We start from the raw sequence: 20,190 nt of genomic DNA on the forward strand, positions 1-20,190 counted from the left end.
ATTCTACAAAGTTCATCTTCCCAATCCACCAGTCCGAAGGACTGGTGGGATTCTCCCGACGAGCCGTGCGCGCGTGGAGTCTCCACCATGTTCGTTCGCGGTTCCACGTACGGCTCGCGAGGACCCTCGTACCCACCGCCGCCCCCCCAACAGACCGCCCCCGCGGTTGACATTTCAAACAACCGTTTCAAACTGTTGCTTGAAATGAGTGTTTCAACGGGCAGTGCGCCCGGAGCGTCCCCTTCGCATGCGGCGACCCGCCGGGCGCTCCTGGATGCCGCGGCCGACGTGTTTGCAGCGCGCGGCTTCCAGAATGCCACGGTGCGCGAGATCTGCCGACGGGCGGGGGCCAACATCGCGGCGGTCAACTACCATTTCGGCGACAAGGCCTCCCTGTACGGCGCGGTGCTGGTCGAGTTGAGCAATCTGGCCCGGGACCGGTACCCGGCCGACGCGGGTCTGCCGGCGAACGCCACCCCGCGGCAGCGGCTCGCCGCGTTCATCCGTTCGTTCCTGCAGCGGGTCCTGTCCGAGGAACTCTCCGCGCGCCACGGCCGCATCATGGCACGGGAGATGGTGGAGCCCACCGGGGCGCTGAACCGCATGGTCCGCGAATACATCCAACCCCAAGCCGACCTCCTCCGCGACCTGCTGCGCGACCTGCTGCCCCCGGGCACCGATCCCTCACAAACGCGACTGTGCGGACTGAGCATCGTCGGCCAGATCCTGTTCTATGCCCATTGCCGGCCGGTCCTGCAGCGGTTGCAGCCGTCAGGAGCCTTCACCCATCCGCCGCTCGACACGCTCGCCGAGCACATCACCGCCTTCAGTCTCGCCGCCCTCGACGCGTTCGCCCGCGGCAAATCCGGGATCCCGGCCCCGGGCCCGGAACCGCGCCGCAAACGCCGCCCATCAGGGCTTCATGCCTGAGGCCCCATGTACCATCTCGCCCTCAAGATGTTGATGGCCGACCGGGCCAAGTACGCGATGCTGGTGGGCGGTGTGGCGTTTGCGTCACTGCTCATGACCCAGCAGAACGGCGTGTTCCGTGGCCTGCTCTCGTGGACCACCTCCCACATGCGCAACATGCGCGCCTCCATTTGGGTCGTGGAACGAAATGTCGAGCAGGTCAACGAGACCAAGGCGCTGCGGGACACCGATGTGAACCGAGTCCGCTCCGTGGACGGTGTGGATTTTGCGGTGCCGCTCTATTTGAACGTCCAGAAGGCCCGTGCGGCCGACGGCTCGGACAAGCCGATCCAGCTGGTGGGGCTGCATGGGGCGACCCTGGTCGGGCGTCCCCCGGTCGTGTTGCGTGGCCGCCTGGAGGAACTGCGGCTGCCAAACGCCGTGTTCATAGACGAACTCGCGGCGCAGCGGCTCAGCGCGGGACGCGAGCGTCCGCTCGACATCGGTGACACGTTCGAAATCAATGACCGGGAGGCCCGCATCGTGGGGGTGTGTCGCACGGAGCGGCAGTTCTTCGGATACCCCTATGTATTCACCGCCTATGATCAGGCCCTGCAATACGCCCCGCGGCAGCGCAAGATGCTGTCCATCATCCTCGCGGAGCCGAAAGCCGGCCTCGCCCCGGAGGAGGTGGCACGGGCCATCGAGCGGAGCACCGGGTTGAAAGCGTTCACCGTTCCAGAGTTCTCGGTGGCGACGATTGACTTCATCTGGCGCAACACCGGCATCCCCGCCTCGTTCATGACCACCATCATCCTGGGCTTCATCGTCGGCATCGCCGTATCCGCCCAGACGTTCTATTCGTTTGTCCTGGAGAACCTGCGGAATCTGGGGGCCCTCAAGGCGATGGGAGCCACCAACGGGCTCCTGGCGCGACTGCTCCTCCTGCAGGCGCTCGCGGTGGGCGCCATCGGCTATGGCATTGGCGTGGGCCTTGCCGCGGTGTTTGGGTTCGCCGTCCTCCCCATCGGCCAGCCGCCATTCTTCCTCGACCTGACCAGTCTTGCCGTGACCGGGGCGGCGGTCGTCTGCATCTGCGGGGCGGCGGCCCTGCTGGGGATTCTCAAAGTGTCCCGCCTCGAGGCAGCCATCGTGTTCCGTGCCTGATATGCCCGCAACGCCCCAGACTCCTCCCGACGCTGATGCCGTTGCCGGAACCCGGCCCGCCGTCCGGGTCCACGAGGTGACGAAAACCTACGGGACGGGTGACAGCCGCACGGTCGCGCTCAAGTCCGTGGGATTTGAGGCCCGGGCCGGTGAACTGCACCTGGTGATCGGCCCCAGCGGCTGCGGCAAGACGACGCTGCTCTCGGTGGTGGCGGGGACCCTGCGGTGGGACTCCGGCGAGATCGAGGTGCTCGGCACACGGTTGAACGGACTTCCCGATGCGCAGATCGCGCGATTCCGCGGACGCCACATCGGCTTCATCTTCCAGCAGTTCAACCTGATTCCCACCCTTGATCTCATCGAGAACGTGAGCGTTCCCCTGATCCTCAACGGGAGCCGCAGGTCCACCGCCGAGGCACAGGCGCGGACGGTGCTCGAGCAGGTGGGACTGGGTGACCGCGTGCGGCGGCGTCCCCGCGACCTCTCCGGGGGACAGCAGCAACGCGTGGCCATCGCCCGCGCGCTGGTCCATGAGCCCCGGCTGATCATCTGCGACGAGCCGACCAGTGCGCTCGATTCGCGGACCGGTCACACCATCATGGAACTGCTCGCCGCCATCGCACGGACTCCCGGGCGCTGCGTGCTGCTCGTCACCCACGATCCCCGCACCTACGGCTTCGCCGATCGCATCACCGAAATGGAGGACGGGCGGGTCCGGAAGGTGATCTCGGGAGCCGCCATACAGGACTTCATCGCCACCCACCACTGAATCCGACATGATCTTTCGTCGCCTGAGTTTCTACTGCGCCGTCGCCGGCATCGTTGCCGCGCTCGTGCTGGTCCGCCGCATGGACCGCAAGCCCCCCGCCCCGCCGCCGGTCACGGCGCCCGCCCGCTCCCCCTACGACAGCACCGTCGCCGCCACCGGTCTCATCGAGGCCGCGCGGGAAAATGTCCGAATCGCCTCCCCCAAGGGTGGTCTGGTGACGCGGGTGTTTGTCACGGTGGGCGACACAGTCCGGACCGGCGATCCACTCTTTCAGCTGGATGACCGCGAGGCCGCTTCCCGGGTCGTCACCATGGAGGCGCAACTGGAGGCGATGCGGGCCACGCAGGCGGCCGAGGAGGTGGCCCTTGCGGATGCCCGCGACCAGCTTGCCCGGGCCGAACGATTGCGACAGGACAACGTGACCACCGAGGAGGAGTTGAAGCGCCGCTGGTTTGGCGTTGAGGCGTCGCGGGCGCGGCTGGAGTCCACCCGGGCCCAGATCGCCGCGGCCCAACGGCAGCTGGAACAGGCCCGGACCGACCTGTCCGTGCTGACGGTCCAGGCACCCCGCGATGGCGAGTTGCTGCAGGTCAACGTGCGGGCGGGCGAATTCGCGCCGGCCGCCGCGCTGGCCGAGCCGCTCATGCTCCTGGGCGACGTCGGGAAGCTCCAGGTGCGGGCGGATGTGGATGAACAGGACGCCATCCTCGTCGAGCCGGAGGCGCCCGCCACGGCAACGTTGAAGGGTAATCCGGACCTGCGCATGCCCTTGCGCTTTGTCCGGGTGGAGCCCTACGTCATCCCCAAGCGCAGTCTGACCGGCGACAGTCTGGAACGGGTGGATACGCGGGTGCTCCAGGTGATCTACGAGTTCGATCGCCCCGCCTTTGCAGTCTATGTGGGCCAGCAGGTGGACGTCTTCATCCGGCGCGAAACCACTCCCAGGCCCCTTGAGACGCCGGTGGCCCCGATGGCGGCACATCGCTGATTTCATCACTCCCACACCATGACCAACCGAATCATTTCCCTGGGACTTCTGGCCCTGCTCCTCCTGCTGGACGCCCGCGCCCAAACCCGCGCCGCGGCGCCCTGGCCCGAGCATCCGCTCACGTTGAACGAGGCGCTCGACATCACGCTGCGCCAGAGCCCGGCCATCCTCAAGGCCAAGCAGGATGTCGAAGAGGCCTACGGCCTATCGCTGGAGCTGCGATCGGCGGTCCGTCCCCGCCTGACGGCCTCCGGTGCCTACCAGGCGGTGGACGAGGCCTCCATCGAAATCCCGCCGGGATTCGATTTCCGGTTTCAGAACGAACAGTCCTGGAACGCCAACATCCTTGTTTCCCAGCCGGTTTTTGCGGGTGGAAAGCTGCGCTCACAGGTCCGTGCCGGGATGCTGACCGAAGAGGCCGCCCTCGCCCAGTTCCAGGCCACGGTGGCCGATGCCGTGCTCGAGGTGAAGGTCAACTACGATGACGTTCTGCTGGCGGTCGAACAGATCAAGACCCAGGAGGCCTCGGTCGCCCTGCTGGAACAGGAGCTCACGGACCAGAAGCGTCGTTACGATGCCGGCACGGCACCCCGGTTCAACGTTCTGCGTGCCGAAGTGGAGCTCGCGAATGCCAGGCCGCGTCTGATTCGTGCCCAGAATTTCTTTCGCATCGCGAAAAACAACCTGGCGACCCGTCTGGGATGGGATATCCCCCCGGACACCAGTGAGGACATCCCACTGGAACTCGCGGATCGCCTGGAGGCGCCGCCCTTCGATCTGAGCCTGCCGGTGGCGATCGCCAAGGGACTGCAGCAGCGTCAGGAACTGGTGGCCCGGAAGACCGACGTCCGTCTCCGGCGCGAAGGGGTCAAGCAGGCCCAGGCGGACTACTACCCGGCTGTTGGCATTGGAGGCGGTTACCAGTGGCGCAGCACCATCTTTCGGGACGATCTCAGCATCAACTTTGACGGCTGGACCGCGGGCGCCCAGGTGAACTGGAACGTCTGGGACTTCGGGGCCACGCGCGGACGGGTGAAGGCGGCGAAGGCACGACTGGAGCGGTCGGAGGTCGTGGTGGACGACACCGCGCGCCAGATCGAGACGGAGATCCGGACTGCCTACTCGACGGTGATCGAGGCGCAGCAGGTCCTGGAATCGCAGCAGAAGGTCATCGAACAGGCCGAGGAGGCGGTGCGGCTCGCGATGGCCCGCAATGACGCCGGAAGTGGTACCCAGCTCGATGTCCTGTCGGCACAGACGGCGCTCACGGACGCGCGGACGATTCACGCCCTCGCGCTGCGCGACTACTCGGTGGCGCTGGCCAGGCTCGAACGGGCTGTCGGCGATGGCGCGCACCTCGTGCCGCCCAAACCGTAGCCGGCCGGCGGCGAGGGGAGGGCGACACGTTTGACGCACGGTCCGCGGAACGCGGCCGTGCGATGTTCCCTTCACCCTCTGTAGATGCAGGCCGCCGTGCAGGTTTCCGCAACGACGACCTCGGTGAGCAGCGGGAGGGCCGCTTTGAGGTGCGACCAGATCCATTCGGCAATCCGCTCGCTGGTGGGATTCTCCAGACCGGGGATTTCGTTCAGGTACTGGTGGTCGAGCTCCCGGTACAGCGGCGCAAATGCCGCCTTGATGTCGGCATAGTCCATCACCCATCCCAGTTCCGGATCCACCGGGCCCTCAATCACCAGGTCCACCCGGAAGCTGTGCCCGTGGAGCCGCGCACACTTGTGGTCTGGCGGGACGCGGGTCAGACGGTGGGCGGCTTCAAATTGGAACGTGCGACGGAGTTGCATGCGATGGAGCAGGAGGCGCCGGTCGGGAAGGGCGTTCAGGGACCCAGTTCGACGTCTGTCCAGGTGACCAGGCTGGCGAGGGGCGGGCGCCCGTCATGCCGCCACGCGAGCGGCGGCTGCTGCATGCGTCCCAGCGGACACACCCGCGTCACCCCCCAGCGGGCGAGGGCCGCGGCCAGTTCCTGCATCCGACCCTCTGGCGCGGCGACGCCCACCGTGCTCACCCGCCCGTGGACAACCTCTGCGGCTTGCAGGATCCGCGAGAGATCCGCACAGGGTTTGACGTAGATAAACCGGTTCAGGCAGGAGGGTCGAAATGACAGGTCGTCCTCGTACACCACCGTCCAGGCCGTTGAGTCCGTCGGACCCCAGACGCGGGTTCCCTGCCCTGGTGGATCAAAAAACGCACCGCGAGGCATCGTTTCCGCCCCTTCACGCTCCTGCAGATGACGACGGGCCCGCAGTTCGTGCAACGATCGCCGGGTCCGGATCTCAGCCGCCTCCTCCACGGTCAGGTTTCCGCGCGGCTCCGCCGCTTCGCGTTCCTCCAGGGCCCCCGCCAGCAGTTCCGCGAAGCCCTCGGGGGACATGGAGCCCCGTTCCTCCACATAAATGACATGGGGAGACAGGCATCCAAGCTGGTTCCAGGCCGTCACATCGGCAGCGGCCCGCGCCGCGACCTTGCGGGCGAGATAGCCTGAGAGCGCCTCATGGGCGACAAACCCGAAGCTGAGCCGATGGCCGTGTCCGATAAAACGCGTGCGGCTCCCAACCCGCGCCCGGATCGCCGCCACGGCCTCATCGGAACCCTCCACACGCAGGCAGTCGGCCTGCTCCCAAAGGGCCGCCTCAAGGGATTCGGTGCCCCCGGGCCATGTCGCCATCTCCAGACACCGGCCAAGCTTGGGCTCCAGATCCGCAAGGGAATGGGCAAAAAGTCGCGTCACGATGTTGCATCGCGAGGACAACTTAAGGAACTGCGCGGACTTCGTGAGCACGCCAAGAACCAGCCCCATGAGGCTCGAACTGGGGAGGGTGCCGGCGGCCACGTGCACGAGGAGTTCCGGCCCGCTTGCGAACGCCGTACGTCCCTGCCGGAGCTCGGGCGCCGGACCGCAGAACTCATCCAGACGCCGGACGTCGCCCAGGTCCTGGGTCAGCAACGCCGTCTGCCCCTCCACCGTCAACTGATGCAGGAAGTCGTCCAGTCCACGGGCCAATGTGGCCACCCCCATGCCGAGTTCGGCCGGTCCGCGCTCCAGTGCGAGGCGGCGAAATCCAAACTCCGGCTCCCGCCAGCGCTCCGCGGCATACGCGAGGAGTTCGACGAGCTCCTGAACCGGCCGCGTCGCCAGCCACGCGGCCCGGTTGCGCTTGACCGCAATGCAGGCATCGCGGACCAGCGACGGCGTCAGCACCGCCTCGCGGGGCAGGTCGGCAAGGAAAAGGTTTGGCAGGTTCATCGGATCAGTTTTCCCCGATCGAGCGCAGCGAACAACCCCGTGGCTCCGCCGATGGCGCCCGGCCGACCAGCTCGAACGCACCGCCACGTCGCACGGCAAGATCCTCCGTCTGGATCGCCAGCACCGACCAGACATTGGCAAGATCCATCAAGCGCAGGAGGCCGCTGCCCCCGTCCGGAACCTCGCGCCCGTCTTCGGGAGAAACCACCCATGCCCGCGCCCACGGCGGCATCTGAAACCGGCGGGGAACCGTCCGCCCTGCCACCCGGTCGTACCCCTGGGAACTGAGCTCGCTCATGCCGTACTCGCCGACAATCCAGGCCGGCGGAACACCCAGGATGTCGGTCAGGGCATGGTGAAGCTCCGGGCGGGCCAATTCGCGGGACCTCCCCTTGTAACCGCCCGTTTCCAGCACCCGCGATCCCGGAGCCAGTTCGAAGCGACGTCCAACCGCCGCCAGATGATCCAGCAGATGGACGTGGTTGAAGGCCGTTCCCAGCAGGAGGACCGGACGCCCCGTCGCGACGGCCTGCTCGAGACTGGCAACCACGGCTTCAACCTCCAGCCGCCACCCGCCCTGTCCGTCCACCCTTCCGTGGAACGTCGGCTCCCCGGGTCCCGCCCCGCGCCGGTTGAGGTGTTCCGCCACACATGTGAACATGTGCGCCAGTGAGGAGTGGGGCGCCTCAGGGACCCGGGGTGTCAGCGAGACCACCTGCCACGGAGGCAGCCGTGGTGCGCCGATTTCCGGCAGCAGGTGCCGCTGAAACCAGGCCCACAGCGAGGCCTCGTACAACGCGAGTGACGCCGGGTGGTGATGGTGCCGGCTGGGAACCTGGGCCGTGGTGCCGCTGGAAAAAAACGTGCGGGACCGCTGCCCGGCGGGAATGGCCGTCAGATCCCGCTCCTTGAACGCCGCCGCCGGAACCGCCGGAATGCGGCGCCAATCGTCCGGGCCCGGACCGGGCGTGAAAAATCCCGCGCGGTAGGTCTGATTCCGGTCCCTCTGGAGCCTGAAGAGCCGCAGCGCCTGCCGCGCAAAGGAATCGTCCTGCCCGAAGACGTCCTCCCAAGCCGCAGGCCCCCGGCGGATGACCGCCTGCAAATCGTCTGCGAATTTTTCGAGGGAATCGTCCATGCGCGGTTTGTTCTGGCCGGGACCACCGCCCCGTCCGGCTGGTTTGCCGCCACAGCCTGTGACCAAGGGAAGCGGAGCCAGCGCCTCCGGGCAAGCCGGACCCTGCCAACTCCCCGCGAAGACACCCGGAACTTCCTGACGGGGAAGCCCGACGTCACCTTGACCCGCAGCCCCGGCCTCCGTCTTCATTCGCCTCTTCCGTGCTGGCACGCCTCACGAATCTCTTCCCAGTGTGGGTCCTGGTCGGAGGCACCCTCGCCCTGGTGCATCCGCCAGGCTTCACGTGGTTCACCCCATACATCGTGCCGGGCCTTGCGGTCATCATGCTCGGCATGGGATTGACCCTCACCCTCGATGATTTCCGCCACGTGGTTTCGATGCCACGGGCGGTGGCGGTGGGCTTCGCAGCGCAATTCACCCTCATGCCCCTGCTCGGATGGTCGGTGGCGCGATGGATGAACCTGCCCATCCCCCTGGCCGTCGGGCTGATTCTCGTCTCATGTTGTCCCGGCGGCACCGCCTCCAACATCGTGGCCTACCTCGCGCGCGCCCATGTGGCCCTCTCGGTGGTGATGACGCTGTGCTCGACCTTCGGTGCCATCCTCCTCACGCCCTTGCTGACCAAGGGCCTCGCGGGCTCGCTCGTGCCCGTGGACGCCTGGCGTCTCTTCTTGGACACCGTGCGGGTGGTCTTGTTGCCGGTGATTGCCGGGGTCCTGCTGAACCGAAGTGCACCTGGCCTGGTCCGCCGTGTTCTCCCGGTGGCTCCGCTTCTGTCCGTCCTGGTGGTGGCGATGATCTGTGCCAGCATCATCGGCCAATCCTCCCAGGCGATCCTGGAGTCCGGAGGACGGCTGCTCGTGGGGGTGTTGCTGCTGCATGTCGGAGGATTTGCCGCCGGATATGCCCTGGCGCGGGTCCTGGGTTATGACGTCCAAGTCTCGCGGACCGTGTCCATCGAGGTCGGAATGCAGAACTCCGGGCTCGGGGTGGTCCTCGCAAGGGGCAATTTCGCCGACCCCCTCACGGCGGTGCCCTGTGCGATCTCCAGCGTCTTTCACTCGGTGATCGGAAGCCTCCTCGCGGGGCTCTGGCGCCTGCGACCGGTGCCCCGCGAGGTCATGAAACCGCTGCGCTAATCCCAGGGGAGCCGCGCCCGGGAAAAATGCCGTTGGCTCCATCGGCTTGTTTTCCTAGGTTCCCGGCGCTCGCGTTCGATGCCCAGCGTTTTCATCAAGACTTACGGCTGCCAGATGAACGAGCGGGACAGCGAAGCGGTGGCCGCCCAGTTGCTCGCTCGGGGTTACTCCCTGGCCCCCAGTGAACACGGCGCCGACGCGGTGCTGCTGAACACCTGTTCCGTCCGGGACCTCGCGGAACAAAAGGCGCTCGGCAAGATGCAGGCGCTGGCCGGTGCGGCCACACGGCGGGACCGCCCGCAGATCTTCGGGTTCATGGGATGCATGGCCCAGAGCCGGGGTGCCCAACTCCTGGGAGAGCAATCGCGGATCGGCCTCGTCCTGGGAACCCGCAAGCTCCACCGGGCCGGTGACCACCTGGATGCCCTGCTGGCCGGCCGCGAACGCCAGATCGTGGACACCGGAGACGAGCCCGGCTCCCTCGATGCCCTCCGCGAGCATCTGCCGCCGGGAACCAGCGGGCCCGTCACCGCCTTCGTGAGCATCATGCAGGGCTGCAATCAGCACTGCACCTTTTGCATCGTGCCCCACACCCGCGGCGAGGAGCGCAGCCGCGCCATCGCCGACATCGTAGAGGAGGTGCGAGGGTTGGTCTCCCGCGGTGTCAAGGAAGTCACCCTGCTGGGCCAGATCGTGACGAGCTTTGGTCGCCGCGAGGTGCCGGTCCGCAACGGACAATCCGGTTTTGTCCAGTTGCTAGGAGCATTGCAGGCGGTGGATGGCCTCGAGCGAATCCGGTTCACGTCACCGCATCCCAAGGGGTATGGCGACGACCTGATCGGCGCGTTTGGCCGCCTTTCGAAGCTTTGCGAGCACGCCCACCTGCCGGTACAGAGCGGGTCCGACCGCATCCTGCGTCGCATGCACCGGGGCTACACCCGGGAGCGCTACCTCGGAATTGTCCGGCGGTTGCGGGCGGTCCATCCGGATTTGGGGGTGACCACGGACCTGATCGTGGGATTCCCCGGGGAAACGGAGGCTGATTTCTCCGAGACGCTGTCGTTGTGCGAGGAGGCCGCCTTTGACCAGGCCTACCTGTTCAAGTACTCGCCACGCCGCGACACCCCCGCCGCCTCCCTGCCCGACCCGGTGCCGCAGGAGGTCATCGAGGAGCGGCACGCGCGATTGCTGGAGCGGATCAACGGCATCGCCATGGAGCGCTTTGTTCAGCGGGTCGGACGCACCATGGAAATCCTGGTTGAGGGTCCCAGTCGGAGGAATCCGTCACGATTCGAGGGGCGGACCCGCGACAACCGGATCGTCGTGTTCCCCGGATCCGAACGGCATCGCGGTGCGTTGCTTCCAGTATTCATTGAACGCTGCGGCGCATTCACCCTCTACGGGAATCCCGCGATCCCCGGAAGGGACGGGGATACGCCTTCGCCCACCCCAGTGCCTGCCTGAAAGTCCGCCCCCCGTTCATGACGTTGTCCCAGCTTTGTCTCTTGATGGCCGCCTTGATGGTCGTCACCCACGGTTTCGCGCTGCTCCGCCCGGACGCAACCGCCGACTGGCTGCAGCGGTTCCCGCGAAACGCCGCCCTCGGGGTGCCGCTCATGCTGCTGGGCACGGCGTGGTTCGAGTGGAATTTGTGGCACGAGACGCTGTCCGACATCGCGCCATGGAAGAACCTGATGCTGGTGGGGTTTGCCGTGGTCGGCATCGGGTCCTGTGTTTTCGTCCGCGACTACCTGTCGGTTCGCGGGTTGAGCGTCCTGCTGCTGATGGGCGCCTGGTATGTCTGCGAGAAGGCGCGGTGGCATCCGAGCCTGTGGCGGGATGCCCTGATCGCGTGGGCGTACGTCTGGGTCTTCCTGGGACTATGGTGGTCCCTGTCGCCCTGGCGGCTCCGCGACTGGATTCGTTGGGGGGTGGCCCGTCCGGACCGGCTACGGCTCGCGGCCGCCGCCGGAGTGGCCTGGGGTCTGCTGGTGGCCGGGCTTGGGCTGACCGTATTCCGCTGACGCCTCCTCCGGGCGTCCTTCGCAACCGTTGCCGACCGTTCCCGTGAAGAAGGCGCCGCGTCCCGTCATCCCTCCAAAGACCATCTACCGCATGTCGGTGTACCTGCGGTGTCTGCAACGGTTGAAGTCCAACGGCATTCAGACCGTGAGCAGCGAGGCGCTGGCCGGCGCGGCAGGGGTCAAGCCGACCCAGCTGCGCAAGGACCTCACGCACTTCGGTCAATTCGGCACCCGGGGACTGGGCTACGATGTCGCCCAGCTTTCCAAGATGATCTCCGACTTGCTCGGCACCAACCGGCTCCAACCGGTGGTGCTGATCGGCGCGGGCCACCTGGGCACGGCCCTGCTGAGCTATCGCGGCTTCGAGGAGGAGGGGTTCGAAATTGTCGCCGCCTTTGACGCGGATCCCGACCGGCTTCGGGACCGCGGACGAAAGGTCCCGGTGCTTGCGATGGACCGCTTGGCACGGACAATCCGCGATGCCGGGGTGCGTATGGCCATCCTCACGGTGCCCGCGGCGTCGGCCCAGGAGGTCGCCAACGCGCTGGTGGACGCCGGCATTGCCGGCATCCTCAACTTCTCCCCGGCGATGCTCTCGGTTCCCGACCATGTGATGGTCAAGAACGTCAATCTCGCCATCGAACTGGAGAATCTGAGCTATTTCCTGCAGCAGTAGCCGGGGGGGAGATGCGCTAGACCTGACGGGTGAATTTCACCCCCAGCTGGAGGAGTTTGTCGGCGTCCTCAGGTGATCGGGCCTCGGCGTAGATCCTGAGGATCGGCTCGGTCCCGGATCCCCGGAGCATCAACCACGTGCCGTCGGCGGCGACCATCTTCACGCCATCAAAGGTTTTGAGTCCCGCAACGGGTGATTTGAGGAGCTTCCCCGGGGTGTTCAGCTTGCAGTACTCCATCAGGGAGGTGCGTTTCTCCAGGGGAAACTGGGTGTCCGCCCGGGCATAGGCATGGGGCCCGAATTGGGCCTCCAGTTCGGCAAGCAGCACCGGGAGGGGGCGTTGCTCCACCGCCAGCAACTCCAGAAGCATCAGACCGGCCAGGATGCCGTCGCGCTCGGGGATGTGTCCGGGAAACCCGATGCCGCCGCTTTCCTCGAACCCCAGCAACACGCCACCGCGGATCATCTCCGCCGCCACATATTTGAATCCGACCCCGGTCTCGACGAGTTCGAGGCCGTAATGTGCGCACATGCGGTCCACCATGCTGGTGGTCGTCAAGGCCTTGACCACACGGCCGGTCTGTTTGCGATGAACCACAAAGTGCCGGAGTAGCAGACAGATGATCTGGTGGGTCGTGAGCGTGCCCCCGTCCCCAAGCATCCCTCCGACGCGATCGGCATCGCCATCGGTCACAAGGCAGAGGTCATGCGGATGCTCCCGGAGCCACGCGGCGGACCGCGCGTAATTTTTCGCGATCGGCTCGGGGTTCACCCCGCCGAACAGCGGGTTGTGGTCCGCGTTGAGCGTCGTGACCGTGCAGGTCGTCCCGGCCAGCAGCTCCTCGAAGCAGCCGGCACCCACGCCGTGCATGGCGTCGTGGGCAAACCGCAGGCCGGAGGCAGCAATCCGGTCAAAATCCACCAGCTTGCGGCAGGCCGCGTAGTGCGGCTGACGGAGATCCCGGACAACAATCTGTTTCCCCTTGATCGCGTGGTCATAGGCGGTCCACTTGACCGGGGAGGCGTCCACCAGTTCCTCAATGCCCTGGCAGACGGCGGTTTCCGCGGAGCCACCGTAGGCGGCCTTCACCTTGAATCCGTTGAACTCGGCCGGGTTGTGGCTTGCGGTGATCATGACCCCGCCAACGGCCTTTTGCATCCGGACCGCGAGGGACACAGCGGGAGTGGGCACCGGATCCGCGGAAAGGATCACAGAGAACCCGTTGCCCGCCATCACCTCGGCGGTGCGCCGCGCAAATCGGTCGGAGAGGAACCGGCGGTCGTACCCGATGACCACCCGGCGCTCGGCGCCGGGTTCCGGATGCTGCTTCCAGCGGTCCGCAGTGGCCTGAGCCACCCGGGACAGGTTTTCGAAGGTGAATTCGTCGGCGATGACGGCACGCCAGCCGTCGGTTCCAAACTTGATCTTTGCGGGCATATAAACTGTCCGGACGCAGATGAAAGCACATCCACGCCCGCTTTGGGAAGGGGCAAGCAGACGCGAGGACGGCGGCGTCCGCCACAGCCGTCCGAGGGGGTGCCCCCGCCCCTCCGGCGTATGGCGTTGCAGAATCCCGCGCTTTTCCCGCTTGTTCCGGTGAATCTTCGCCGGTGATGGTCTGCGCGCGATGCGCGTGTTGCACGCAGCGAGCGAGCTGCATCCATTTTCCAAGACCGGCGGTCTGGCGGACATGGTATCGGCGCTGGCGCACGCGCTGGCCAGTGCAGGACATTCGGTGGATGTCGTGACGCCCCTCTATCGCGGCCTGAAGGCCCGATTCCCCGGGCTGCAACCCGCCGGCTGGCAATTCGACGTGCGATTGGGCGGCTCGCTGGTTTCCGGGAGATTTCTGCGGCTGGACCCCGCGCCCGGACTGCGACTGTGGTTCGTCGAGCAGTCGGACTTCTTTGACCGGCCGGGGCTCTACAACGAGCACGAGGTGGACTACCCGGATAACGCCGCACGTTTCGCTTTTCTCAGCAAGGCGGCCCTCCTGCTCGCACGGCATGTGTCGCCACGGATGGATCTGATCCAGTGCCACGACTGGCAGACGGGCCTCCTGCCGGTCCTGGTGCATCACGCCCGGGTGACCGGTGGATGGCCGGCGGCGCCACGCACCTTGTTTACGATCCACAACCTCGCCTACCAGGGGTCGTTTCCCCCGGAGCAATGGGCGCTGAGCAACCTGCCCGGAAACTGGTTTCACCTCGAAAGCGCCCTCCACCATGGGTTCTGCAACTTCCTGAAGGGGGGGCTCGCACTGGCGGATGCCCTTTCGACCGTGAGCCCCACGTATGCTCGGGAGATCTGCACCCCGGAGTACGGGTGCGGCCTTGACGGCCTGCTGCGCCGTCGGGAGTACGAGCTGACCGGAATCCTCAATGGGGTGGATTACGGTGAATGGACCACGGTGAACAATCCGGCGCTGCCGCACGCCTACGATGCCGACCACATGGAAGGGAAGACCGCCAATAAGCAGGCGCTTCAGGAGGAGCTGGGCCTGGCCGTCCGGCCGGATCTGCCGCTCCTGGCGAATATCACCCGGCTGACCGGACAGAAGGGAGCGGATCTGCAATGGGACGCCATCAATGACCTGCTGGCTTCGGGCGGACGCTTCCAGTTTGCGTTGCTGGGGAGTGGGAATCCAGCGATGGAGGCTGCCTACGGCGATCTGGCCCGCCGATATCCCGGAGTGGTGGCCGCAACCATCGGCTTTGATCCCCAGCTTGCCCATCGCATGGAGGCAGGAGCCGATTTCTACCTCATGCCGTCGCGATTCGAACCGTGCGGCCTGAACCAGCTTTATTCGCTGAGGTACGGAACCATTCCCGTGGTGCGGGCCACCGGCGGGCTTCAGGACTCCGTGGTGGATCCCCGGGACAGCCCGGAGCGCGCCACTGGGATCAAATTCCAGGATCCCACCGCCCCCGCACTGGCCACCGGCATCCGCAAGGCCCTCCGACTCCACCGGGAGGCGGACCTGCTCCTGCATTTCCGCCGGAACGGCATGGAGGCCGACTTTTCCTGGGAGAAGCAGGCCCGCGAGTACGTTGAACTCTATGAGCACGTGATCCATGGGGTGTGATGTCTGCGGGCAGGACGCACTTCAGCGGGGTCGCACGGCCGTTTGACATTCGGCCCCGCCGGCAGGACGATCTCCTCCGTGAAACGACTCCGATTCCTCGCGCTGATCACCCTAGCCGCCATGTCCCCCGCCCTTGCCGCCAGCATTCAGGAGATTCCGGTCAAGGACATTGATGGCAAGGACACGTCGCTCAAGGCCTACGACGGCAAGGTCGTTCTGGTCGTCAATGTCGCCTCCAAATGCGGCCTGACGCCGCAATACACCGCGCTGGAGGCCCTGTACCGGAAGTACAAGGACCAGGGGCTCGTGGTTTTGGGCTTCCCCTGCAACGATTTCGGTGGCCAGGAACCGGGAAGCCCCGCCGAGATCAAGGAATTCTGTTCGACCAAATACGACGTCACGTTTCCGCTGATGGGCAAGCTGCACGTCAAGGGACCGGAACAGCATGCCCTCTACGCACAGCTCACCGGGAAGGACGCCCGATTCCCGGGCGATATCGAATGGAATTTCGGCAAGTTCCTGATTGGTCGGGATGGCGCCGTGCTCGTGCGGTTCAGCCCGCGAACCGCACCGGATGCTCCCGAGGTGACCCAAGCCATCGAGGAGGCTCTGAAGGCAAAGTAGGTGGTCGTCGTCACCCCGGGGATCGGGTTTCCGGCCTTCGACCGTTCACGCAGGGCAACGTTGACACCCCCGGCCAGACTCCCTAGCGTTTTTCGAAACAGCAATTCCTTCGCCGATCATGCTTCGCATCGCTCTTGTTCTTGCACTCCTGGTCGCCATCGGTGGCCTCGCGGTCAGTCAGTTCGTCGCCAAGCCGAAAGTGGATGAACTGAAGGACAACCTGGACACCACGACCCAAACCCTCCAGGAGACCACCGCGGCCCGCAACGCGGCAGAGACGGAGGCGCGCAACCAGAAAGCTTTGGCTGAAAAGGTGTCGCGTGAACTCACCGACACGCGGGACGCCTTGGAAGTCGCCGCCACCGACGCGCAGCAGCAGCGCGGCCGGGCGGAACGGCTCCAGACCGATCTGACGCGCATCACCGTGGAGCGCAATGAGGCCCAACAGGCCCTCGCGGCTTGGAACGTTCTCGGCATCGAGCCCGGCCAGGTCGCCCAGATCCGGGCTGAACTTCGTGCCGTGTCCGAGGAACGCGATACCTACGCCAGCCAGGAGAAAATCTTCCTTCGCAACATCGAGCTGCTTCAAAACCGTCTTTCCCGCTATGAGGGGGATCGCGAAAAACCGGTGGAAATGCCGGGGCTCAAGGGATCGGTCGTCGCCGTGGATCCTGACTGGGATTTCGTCATTTTGGACGTCGGTGAGGAACAGGGCGCCAAAGAGCGTGGCGTCGTCATGGTCCGGCGCGGCGACAAATTGATTGGGAAGGCCCGAATCGTCACCGTCGAGCCCTCCCGTAGCGTGGCGAATCTGCTCCCCGGATGGAAGCAGGGCGACCTCGCGATCGAGGTCGGCGATGCCGTTCTCTACTGAACACACCTCAGATTCTCCAGCCGTCCCGCCCCATGACTTCCCAGCATCTGAAAGTACTCTTTGGTGCCCTGCTCGGTGCACTGATGCTGGGGGTGACCGGCTGCAAAACGACGGATGACGACTACGTCGAGCGTCCTTGGAACGCGCCCAAATCCTGGGAGACAGGGCTGCCTGCCGGCATGATGGAAGGTCGGTGAGGAGGTCGAGGGTGGGCTGAAGGATGGCTGGGACGTCGGCTTGGATTCAAAACCGGTTCACGGGTCCGGAGGGAATCGGACCGGGGGAAAAAATGGTGTTGGACGGTGGGCTCGGGAGCATTTCCCACGAGGTGACCCGGCCGTCTCGAAAGACCAGCCGGGCGCTGATGTAATCCCGAAACGCGTAGTCTGTGGTCGTGAACCGGTCGAGGTAGCGGCGCCCATCGGGCCCCGGCACCTCCACGTAGGTCCAGCTGATGTACTGGTCGGTGGTGCTGCCTGTGTACAGCCAGAGTGTTTCCTCTCCCGAGGCGTCCCCGCGGCGGAGCGCCTGCGCCGGAGCGCCCCAGGCGATATAAACAGCGTCCTCGGGCATGCCGACCTGAACCTGGCCTCGATCCACGAGCGCCCGCTGTTCGCCGGGGAGTGCCGCATAGGCGGCGGGCCGTTCGGCACGCCGCTTCGCAATGTTTCTTGGGTCCGTGGGACTGCTCGCGCAACCCGCCAGACCCACCAGCAAGAACCACACTGCGGAGGACACCTTGCGAGCGCTTCCCGTTCCAAACTCCATGCGACTTCGCCAGTGAACGCGACAAACCGGTTGCTGACAAGGGGCACCACCGTAAGATCGGGGGCCGAATGAATCCGACCTCTTCGCCCGCCGTGGGAAACACGTGGTTCTACTACACGCTGATCACCGTGTTTTCGTGGGGGGTGTACGGGATCCTGCTGCACAAGGGTCAGGTGACGATGAACGACCCGGTGAACGGCCGCTACAAGGCGTTCCTGTTTGTCGGCATCGCCTACTTCCTCACAGCAGTCCTGGCTCCGCTGGTGCTGCTGATCGCCCGTGGTGCCGCATTCAGCGGATACACCACGCCCGGCTGGTCCTGGTCCCTGCTGGCTGGAATCCTCGGAGCCATCGGCGCCTTTGGCACGCTGCTGGCTTTCGGCGCCCGGGGCACCCCGGCCGTGGTGATGTCCATCGTCTTCGCCGGTGCGCCGGTGGTCAACGCGCTGGTCTCCCTATGGTTGTACCGGCATGACATTGACTTCGCCCGCGTGAACCCTGCGTTCTACCTCGGCATCGTGCTCGCCGTGGTGGGCGGTGGCCTGGTGATGAAGTACAAGCCCAATCCGATCCCAATGAAGCCGGCGGCCAGCCAGCCGGCGGTACCCGCCTCCACGACGGTCCGGGCCTGAGCGTTGCGACGCGCCCGCCTGAATCATGCGCATCGAGACGGCGCTCTCCGGTCTCCCGCAGCTTTGGGAGGCGGCGCTCTGCAGCCCGTTTCACCGCGACCGCCTCCTCAATGCCGGCCTCGGAACGCCTCCGACGGAATGGTCCGATTTCCAGACCCGGGTCCCGTTCACGACCAAGGGCGAGCTGGTTGCCGAGCAGACGGCGCATCCGCCCTACGGACGGTTCCTCACCGGGCCGTTGAATCGTTACACGCGCTGCCACCAGACCAGCGGCACGGCCGGCAGCCCTCTGCGATGGCTCGACACCCCGGAATCCTGGGACGCCATGGTCGCCGACTGGAACACGGTGCTCCGATTTGCCGGGGTGGGTCCCGGGGATCGGGCCTTGTTTGCCTTCAGTTTCGGCCCCTTCCTCGGGTTTTGGCTGGCCTTCGAAGCGGCCCAACGCGTCGGAGCGCTTTGTTTTGCCGGAGGCGGCATGAGCAGCGCAGTCCGGTTGCGGCTCCTGCTGGAGAACGGGTGCACGGTCCTCTGCTGCACACCGACCTACGGGCTTCATCTGCCCGCCGTTGCTGCGGCCGAAGGGCTCGACCTCTCGCGTGGACGGATCCGCACGTTGATCGTTGCCGGCGAGCCCGGCGGAAGCCTGCCTGCCGTCCGCAACCGCCTCTCCTCCGCGTGGCACGGGGCCCGGGTCTTCGATCACCACGGAATGACGGAAACCGGGCCGGTGACCCACGAGGATCCCGACGCTCCGGGAACTCTCAATGTGTTCGAAGGCAGCTTTCTTGTAGAAGTCATTGATCCGGCAGCCGGAACGCCCTGCCGTGCGGGGGACATCGGGGAACTGGTGCTGACAACTCTCCGTCGCCTCGGATCCCCCCTGATCCGCTACCGGACCGGCGATCTCGTCCGTTGCGACCCGGAACCCGATGGCCGCATTCGTCGCCTTCCCGGGGGAATCCTGAGTCGCCTCGATGACATGGTGATTGTCCGGGGCGTCAACGTCTTCCCGAGTGCTGTCGAAGAAATCGTACGTAGCGCGCCGGAAGTCGCGGAGTACCGGGTCACACTTGATTCCCGGAGCCCGATGGTGGAGCTCCACCTCGAAGTCGAGGCTCCGGCGTCGGTTGCCGAAGAGCTGGCACGCCGATTCCAGAACGCATTGTCATTGCGGGTTCCAGTGCGAAGTGTCGCTCCGGGGTCCCTGCCCCGGTTCGATCTCAAGGCCCGTCGCTGGCGGCGCGTGAAGTAGACGGCCAGGCCGGTGCCCGGCGCGGGTCAGTCTCCGCCAAGCTCGATCCACACCTGGCCGTCCCGGACTTCCACCCGGTGACAGTTCACCGGGAGCTCCGGACGTGTATCGCAGGCGCCCGTGGCGACATCGAATCCCCAACCATGCAGCGGACAATGGAGCGTCCGACCTTGGAGGAATCCGGCGCCCAGCGGCCCCCCCCGGTGCGGGCAACGGTCGGCCACGGCGAAAAATTCCCCGTCCACGTTCGCAAGGGCAACGCGGTGTCCGCGAACCTCAACTGTCCGAACCTGTCCCGGAGGCAACGACTCGGTGTCGGCTGCAGCAAACATGGAATTCATGGGTGTTCTTCCGGCGCCTGACCCGGGGCCCATCAACCGTCGGGGGCGGGATTCGACGAAGCCGCTCCGGGGACCTGTTTCTTCTTCCAGGGTTGACTGGGAAACTTTTCGGGCATTTTGAAGGGCTTCGGCTTCGGCTGTGCCATCTGAAGCTCGTTTTCCCCCTCCTTCGCCGCATCGGCACGCCCGGCCGGCGGAGTCAAATCCTGCTTCCAGGAGGCAATTCGTGCCTGCAGGCCGTGGTGTTCGGCGGTCGCCTTGTCGCCCGACTTCATGTAGAAGAGCGACAGGTTGGTATGCACCAACTGCTCGTGCGGACGCAGCGTCTCGGCCTTGTGCCCCTCGGCGATGGCTGTGGCGAAATCGCCAAGGCGGTAGTGGCACATGGCGACCGCCAGCTGTGCGTCGAAATGCCGGGGATCAGCGGCGAGGACACCCCGCAGCTTGCCAAGGGCCGCCTCAAAGTCGCCGGTCGAGTAATCGAACATCGCATCATCGTAAATCGCCTGCGCATCCATCGGTGAGGGACTCTAGG

The 20,190-nt window shown here is 65.9% G+C and carries 22 protein-coding genes; 15 read left to right on the plus strand and 7 right to left on the minus strand.

The features are described from left to right. Positions 1-204: 204 nt before the first annotated feature. Genes KF791_17745 through KF791_17765 form a run of 5 tightly spaced genes read left to right on the plus strand, consistent with a single transcriptional unit; the run spans position 205 to position 5,210 of the window. Positions 205-930 carry a CerR family C-terminal domain-containing protein gene (locus tag KF791_17745; GenBank protein ID MBX3734423.1) on the plus strand — a complete coding sequence of 242 codons (726 nt, stop codon included), beginning with the start codon at positions 205-207 and terminating at the stop codon, positions 928-930. 6 nt (positions 931-936) lie between these two features. Then, the gene (locus tag KF791_17750) at positions 937-2,076 is read left to right on the plus strand and encodes an ABC transporter permease (GenBank protein MBX3734424.1); all 1,140 of its coding nucleotides are present in this window, start codon (positions 937-939) and stop codon (positions 2,074-2,076) included. A 1-nt stretch (position 2,077) separates the two neighbouring features. Further along, complete coding sequence (locus tag KF791_17755) at positions 2,078-2,845, plus strand: ABC transporter ATP-binding protein (protein MBX3734425.1); 768 nt, start codon at positions 2,078-2,080, stop codon at positions 2,843-2,845. A gap of 7 nt (positions 2,846-2,852) precedes the next feature. After that, positions 2,853-3,833, plus strand: coding sequence for an efflux RND transporter periplasmic adaptor subunit (locus tag KF791_17760; GenBank protein MBX3734426.1), 981 nt, complete (start codon positions 2,853-2,855; stop codon positions 3,831-3,833). Between the two features lie 18 nt (positions 3,834-3,851). Then, on the plus strand, positions 3,852-5,210 hold the full coding sequence (locus tag KF791_17765) for a TolC family protein (protein ID MBX3734427.1): 1,359 nt from the start codon (positions 3,852-3,854) through the stop codon (positions 5,208-5,210). A gap of 71 nt (positions 5,211-5,281) precedes the next feature. On the opposite strand, the gene queD is transcribed toward KF791_17765, so the two are convergent. From queD to KF791_17780, 3 genes are read right to left on the minus strand one after another with little or no spacing between them, the layout of a single operon-like run. Next, complete coding sequence (gene queD, locus KF791_17770) at positions 5,282-5,635, minus strand: 6-carboxytetrahydropterin synthase QueD (GenBank protein ID MBX3734428.1); 354 nt, start codon at positions 5,633-5,635, stop codon at positions 5,282-5,284. Positions 5,636-5,670: 35 nt separating this feature from the next. Beyond that, on the minus strand, positions 5,671-7,098 hold the full coding sequence (locus KF791_17775) for a hypothetical protein (protein ID MBX3734429.1): 1,428 nt from the start codon (positions 7,096-7,098) through the stop codon (positions 5,671-5,673). Between the two features lie 4 nt (positions 7,099-7,102). Continuing rightward, on the minus strand, positions 7,103-8,236 hold the full coding sequence (locus tag KF791_17780) for a hypothetical protein (protein ID MBX3734430.1): 1,134 nt from the start codon (positions 8,234-8,236) through the stop codon (positions 7,103-7,105). A 200-nt stretch (positions 8,237-8,436) separates the two neighbouring features. Here KF791_17780 and KF791_17785 point away from each other — a divergent pair, with 200 nt between their 5' ends. The 4 genes from KF791_17785 to KF791_17800 all read left to right on the plus strand — a co-directional run bounded on the left by KF791_17785 (position 8,437) and on the right by KF791_17800 (position 12,075). Then, complete coding sequence (locus KF791_17785) at positions 8,437-9,375, plus strand: bile acid:sodium symporter family protein (protein ID MBX3734431.1); 939 nt, start codon at positions 8,437-8,439, stop codon at positions 9,373-9,375. A 78-nt stretch (positions 9,376-9,453) separates the two neighbouring features. Continuing rightward, the gene (miaB, locus tag KF791_17790; GenBank protein ID MBX3734432.1) at positions 9,454-10,839 is read left to right on the plus strand and encodes a tRNA (N6-isopentenyl adenosine(37)-C2)-methylthiotransferase MiaB; all 1,386 of its coding nucleotides are present in this window, start codon (positions 9,454-9,456) and stop codon (positions 10,837-10,839) included. A gap of 17 nt (positions 10,840-10,856) precedes the next feature. Beyond that, positions 10,857-11,399, plus strand: a complete 543-nt coding sequence (locus KF791_17795) for a hypothetical protein (protein MBX3734433.1) — start codon at positions 10,857-10,859, stop codon at positions 11,397-11,399. A gap of 43 nt (positions 11,400-11,442) precedes the next feature. Beyond that, positions 11,443-12,075, plus strand: a complete 633-nt coding sequence (locus tag KF791_17800; protein MBX3734434.1) for a redox-sensing transcriptional repressor Rex — start codon at positions 11,443-11,445, stop codon at positions 12,073-12,075. 16 nt (positions 12,076-12,091) lie between these two features. Here KF791_17800 and KF791_17805 read toward each other — a convergent pair whose 3' ends face one another. After that, positions 12,092-13,513 (minus strand): phosphoglucomutase/phosphomannomutase family protein, encoded by a 1,422-nt coding sequence (locus KF791_17805; protein ID MBX3734435.1) that lies wholly within the window; start codon positions 13,511-13,513, stop codon positions 12,092-12,094. A gap of 190 nt (positions 13,514-13,703) precedes the next feature. Between KF791_17805 and glgA the strand changes: the two genes are divergently transcribed. The 4 genes from glgA to KF791_17825 all read left to right on the plus strand — a co-directional run bounded on the left by glgA (position 13,704) and on the right by KF791_17825 (position 16,856). Continuing rightward, on the plus strand, positions 13,704-15,161 hold the full coding sequence (gene glgA, locus KF791_17810) for a glycogen synthase GlgA (GenBank protein ID MBX3734436.1): 1,458 nt from the start codon (positions 13,704-13,706) through the stop codon (positions 15,159-15,161). Between the two features lie 120 nt (positions 15,162-15,281). Continuing rightward, positions 15,282-15,785, plus strand: a complete 504-nt coding sequence (locus KF791_17815; protein MBX3734437.1) for a glutathione peroxidase — start codon at positions 15,282-15,284, stop codon at positions 15,783-15,785. A 118-nt stretch (positions 15,786-15,903) separates the two neighbouring features. Beyond that, entirely contained in the window at positions 15,904-16,659 is a 756-nt protein-coding gene (locus KF791_17820; GenBank protein MBX3734438.1) for a hypothetical protein, read from the plus strand. A gap of 32 nt (positions 16,660-16,691) precedes the next feature. Further along, the gene (locus KF791_17825) at positions 16,692-16,856 is read left to right on the plus strand and encodes a hypothetical protein (GenBank protein ID MBX3734439.1); all 165 of its coding nucleotides are present in this window, start codon (positions 16,692-16,694) and stop codon (positions 16,854-16,856) included. 46 nt (positions 16,857-16,902) lie between these two features. On the opposite strand, the gene KF791_17830 is transcribed toward KF791_17825, so the two are convergent. Beyond that, positions 16,903-17,397, minus strand: coding sequence for a hypothetical protein (locus KF791_17830; protein ID MBX3734440.1), 495 nt, complete (start codon positions 17,395-17,397; stop codon positions 16,903-16,905). A 98-nt stretch (positions 17,398-17,495) separates the two neighbouring features. On the opposite strand from KF791_17830, the gene KF791_17835 reads away from it, so the two are divergent. Together KF791_17835 and KF791_17840 are read left to right on the plus strand one after the other, a co-directional pair. Continuing rightward, positions 17,496-18,059, plus strand: a complete 564-nt coding sequence (locus KF791_17835; protein ID MBX3734441.1) for an EamA family transporter — start codon at positions 17,496-17,498, stop codon at positions 18,057-18,059. Positions 18,060-18,084: 25 nt separating this feature from the next. Beyond that, positions 18,085-19,314, plus strand: a complete 1,230-nt coding sequence (locus KF791_17840) for an AMP-binding protein (GenBank protein MBX3734442.1) — start codon at positions 18,085-18,087, stop codon at positions 19,312-19,314. A 26-nt stretch (positions 19,315-19,340) separates the two neighbouring features. Here KF791_17840 and KF791_17845 read toward each other — a convergent pair whose 3' ends face one another. Continuing rightward, positions 19,341-19,655, minus strand: coding sequence for a Rieske 2Fe-2S domain-containing protein (locus KF791_17845; protein MBX3734443.1), 315 nt, complete (start codon positions 19,653-19,655; stop codon positions 19,341-19,343). Between the two features lie 32 nt (positions 19,656-19,687). After that, a complete protein-coding gene (locus KF791_17850; GenBank protein ID MBX3734444.1) occupies positions 19,688-20,173 on the minus strand; it encodes a hypothetical protein in 486 nt (161 codons plus the stop codon). Positions 20,174-20,190: the final 17 nt, after the last annotated feature.

Source organism: Verrucomicrobiia bacterium (genome assembly GCA_019634635.1).
Lineage (GTDB): Bacteria > Verrucomicrobiota > Verrucomicrobiia > Limisphaerales > UBA9464 > UBA9464.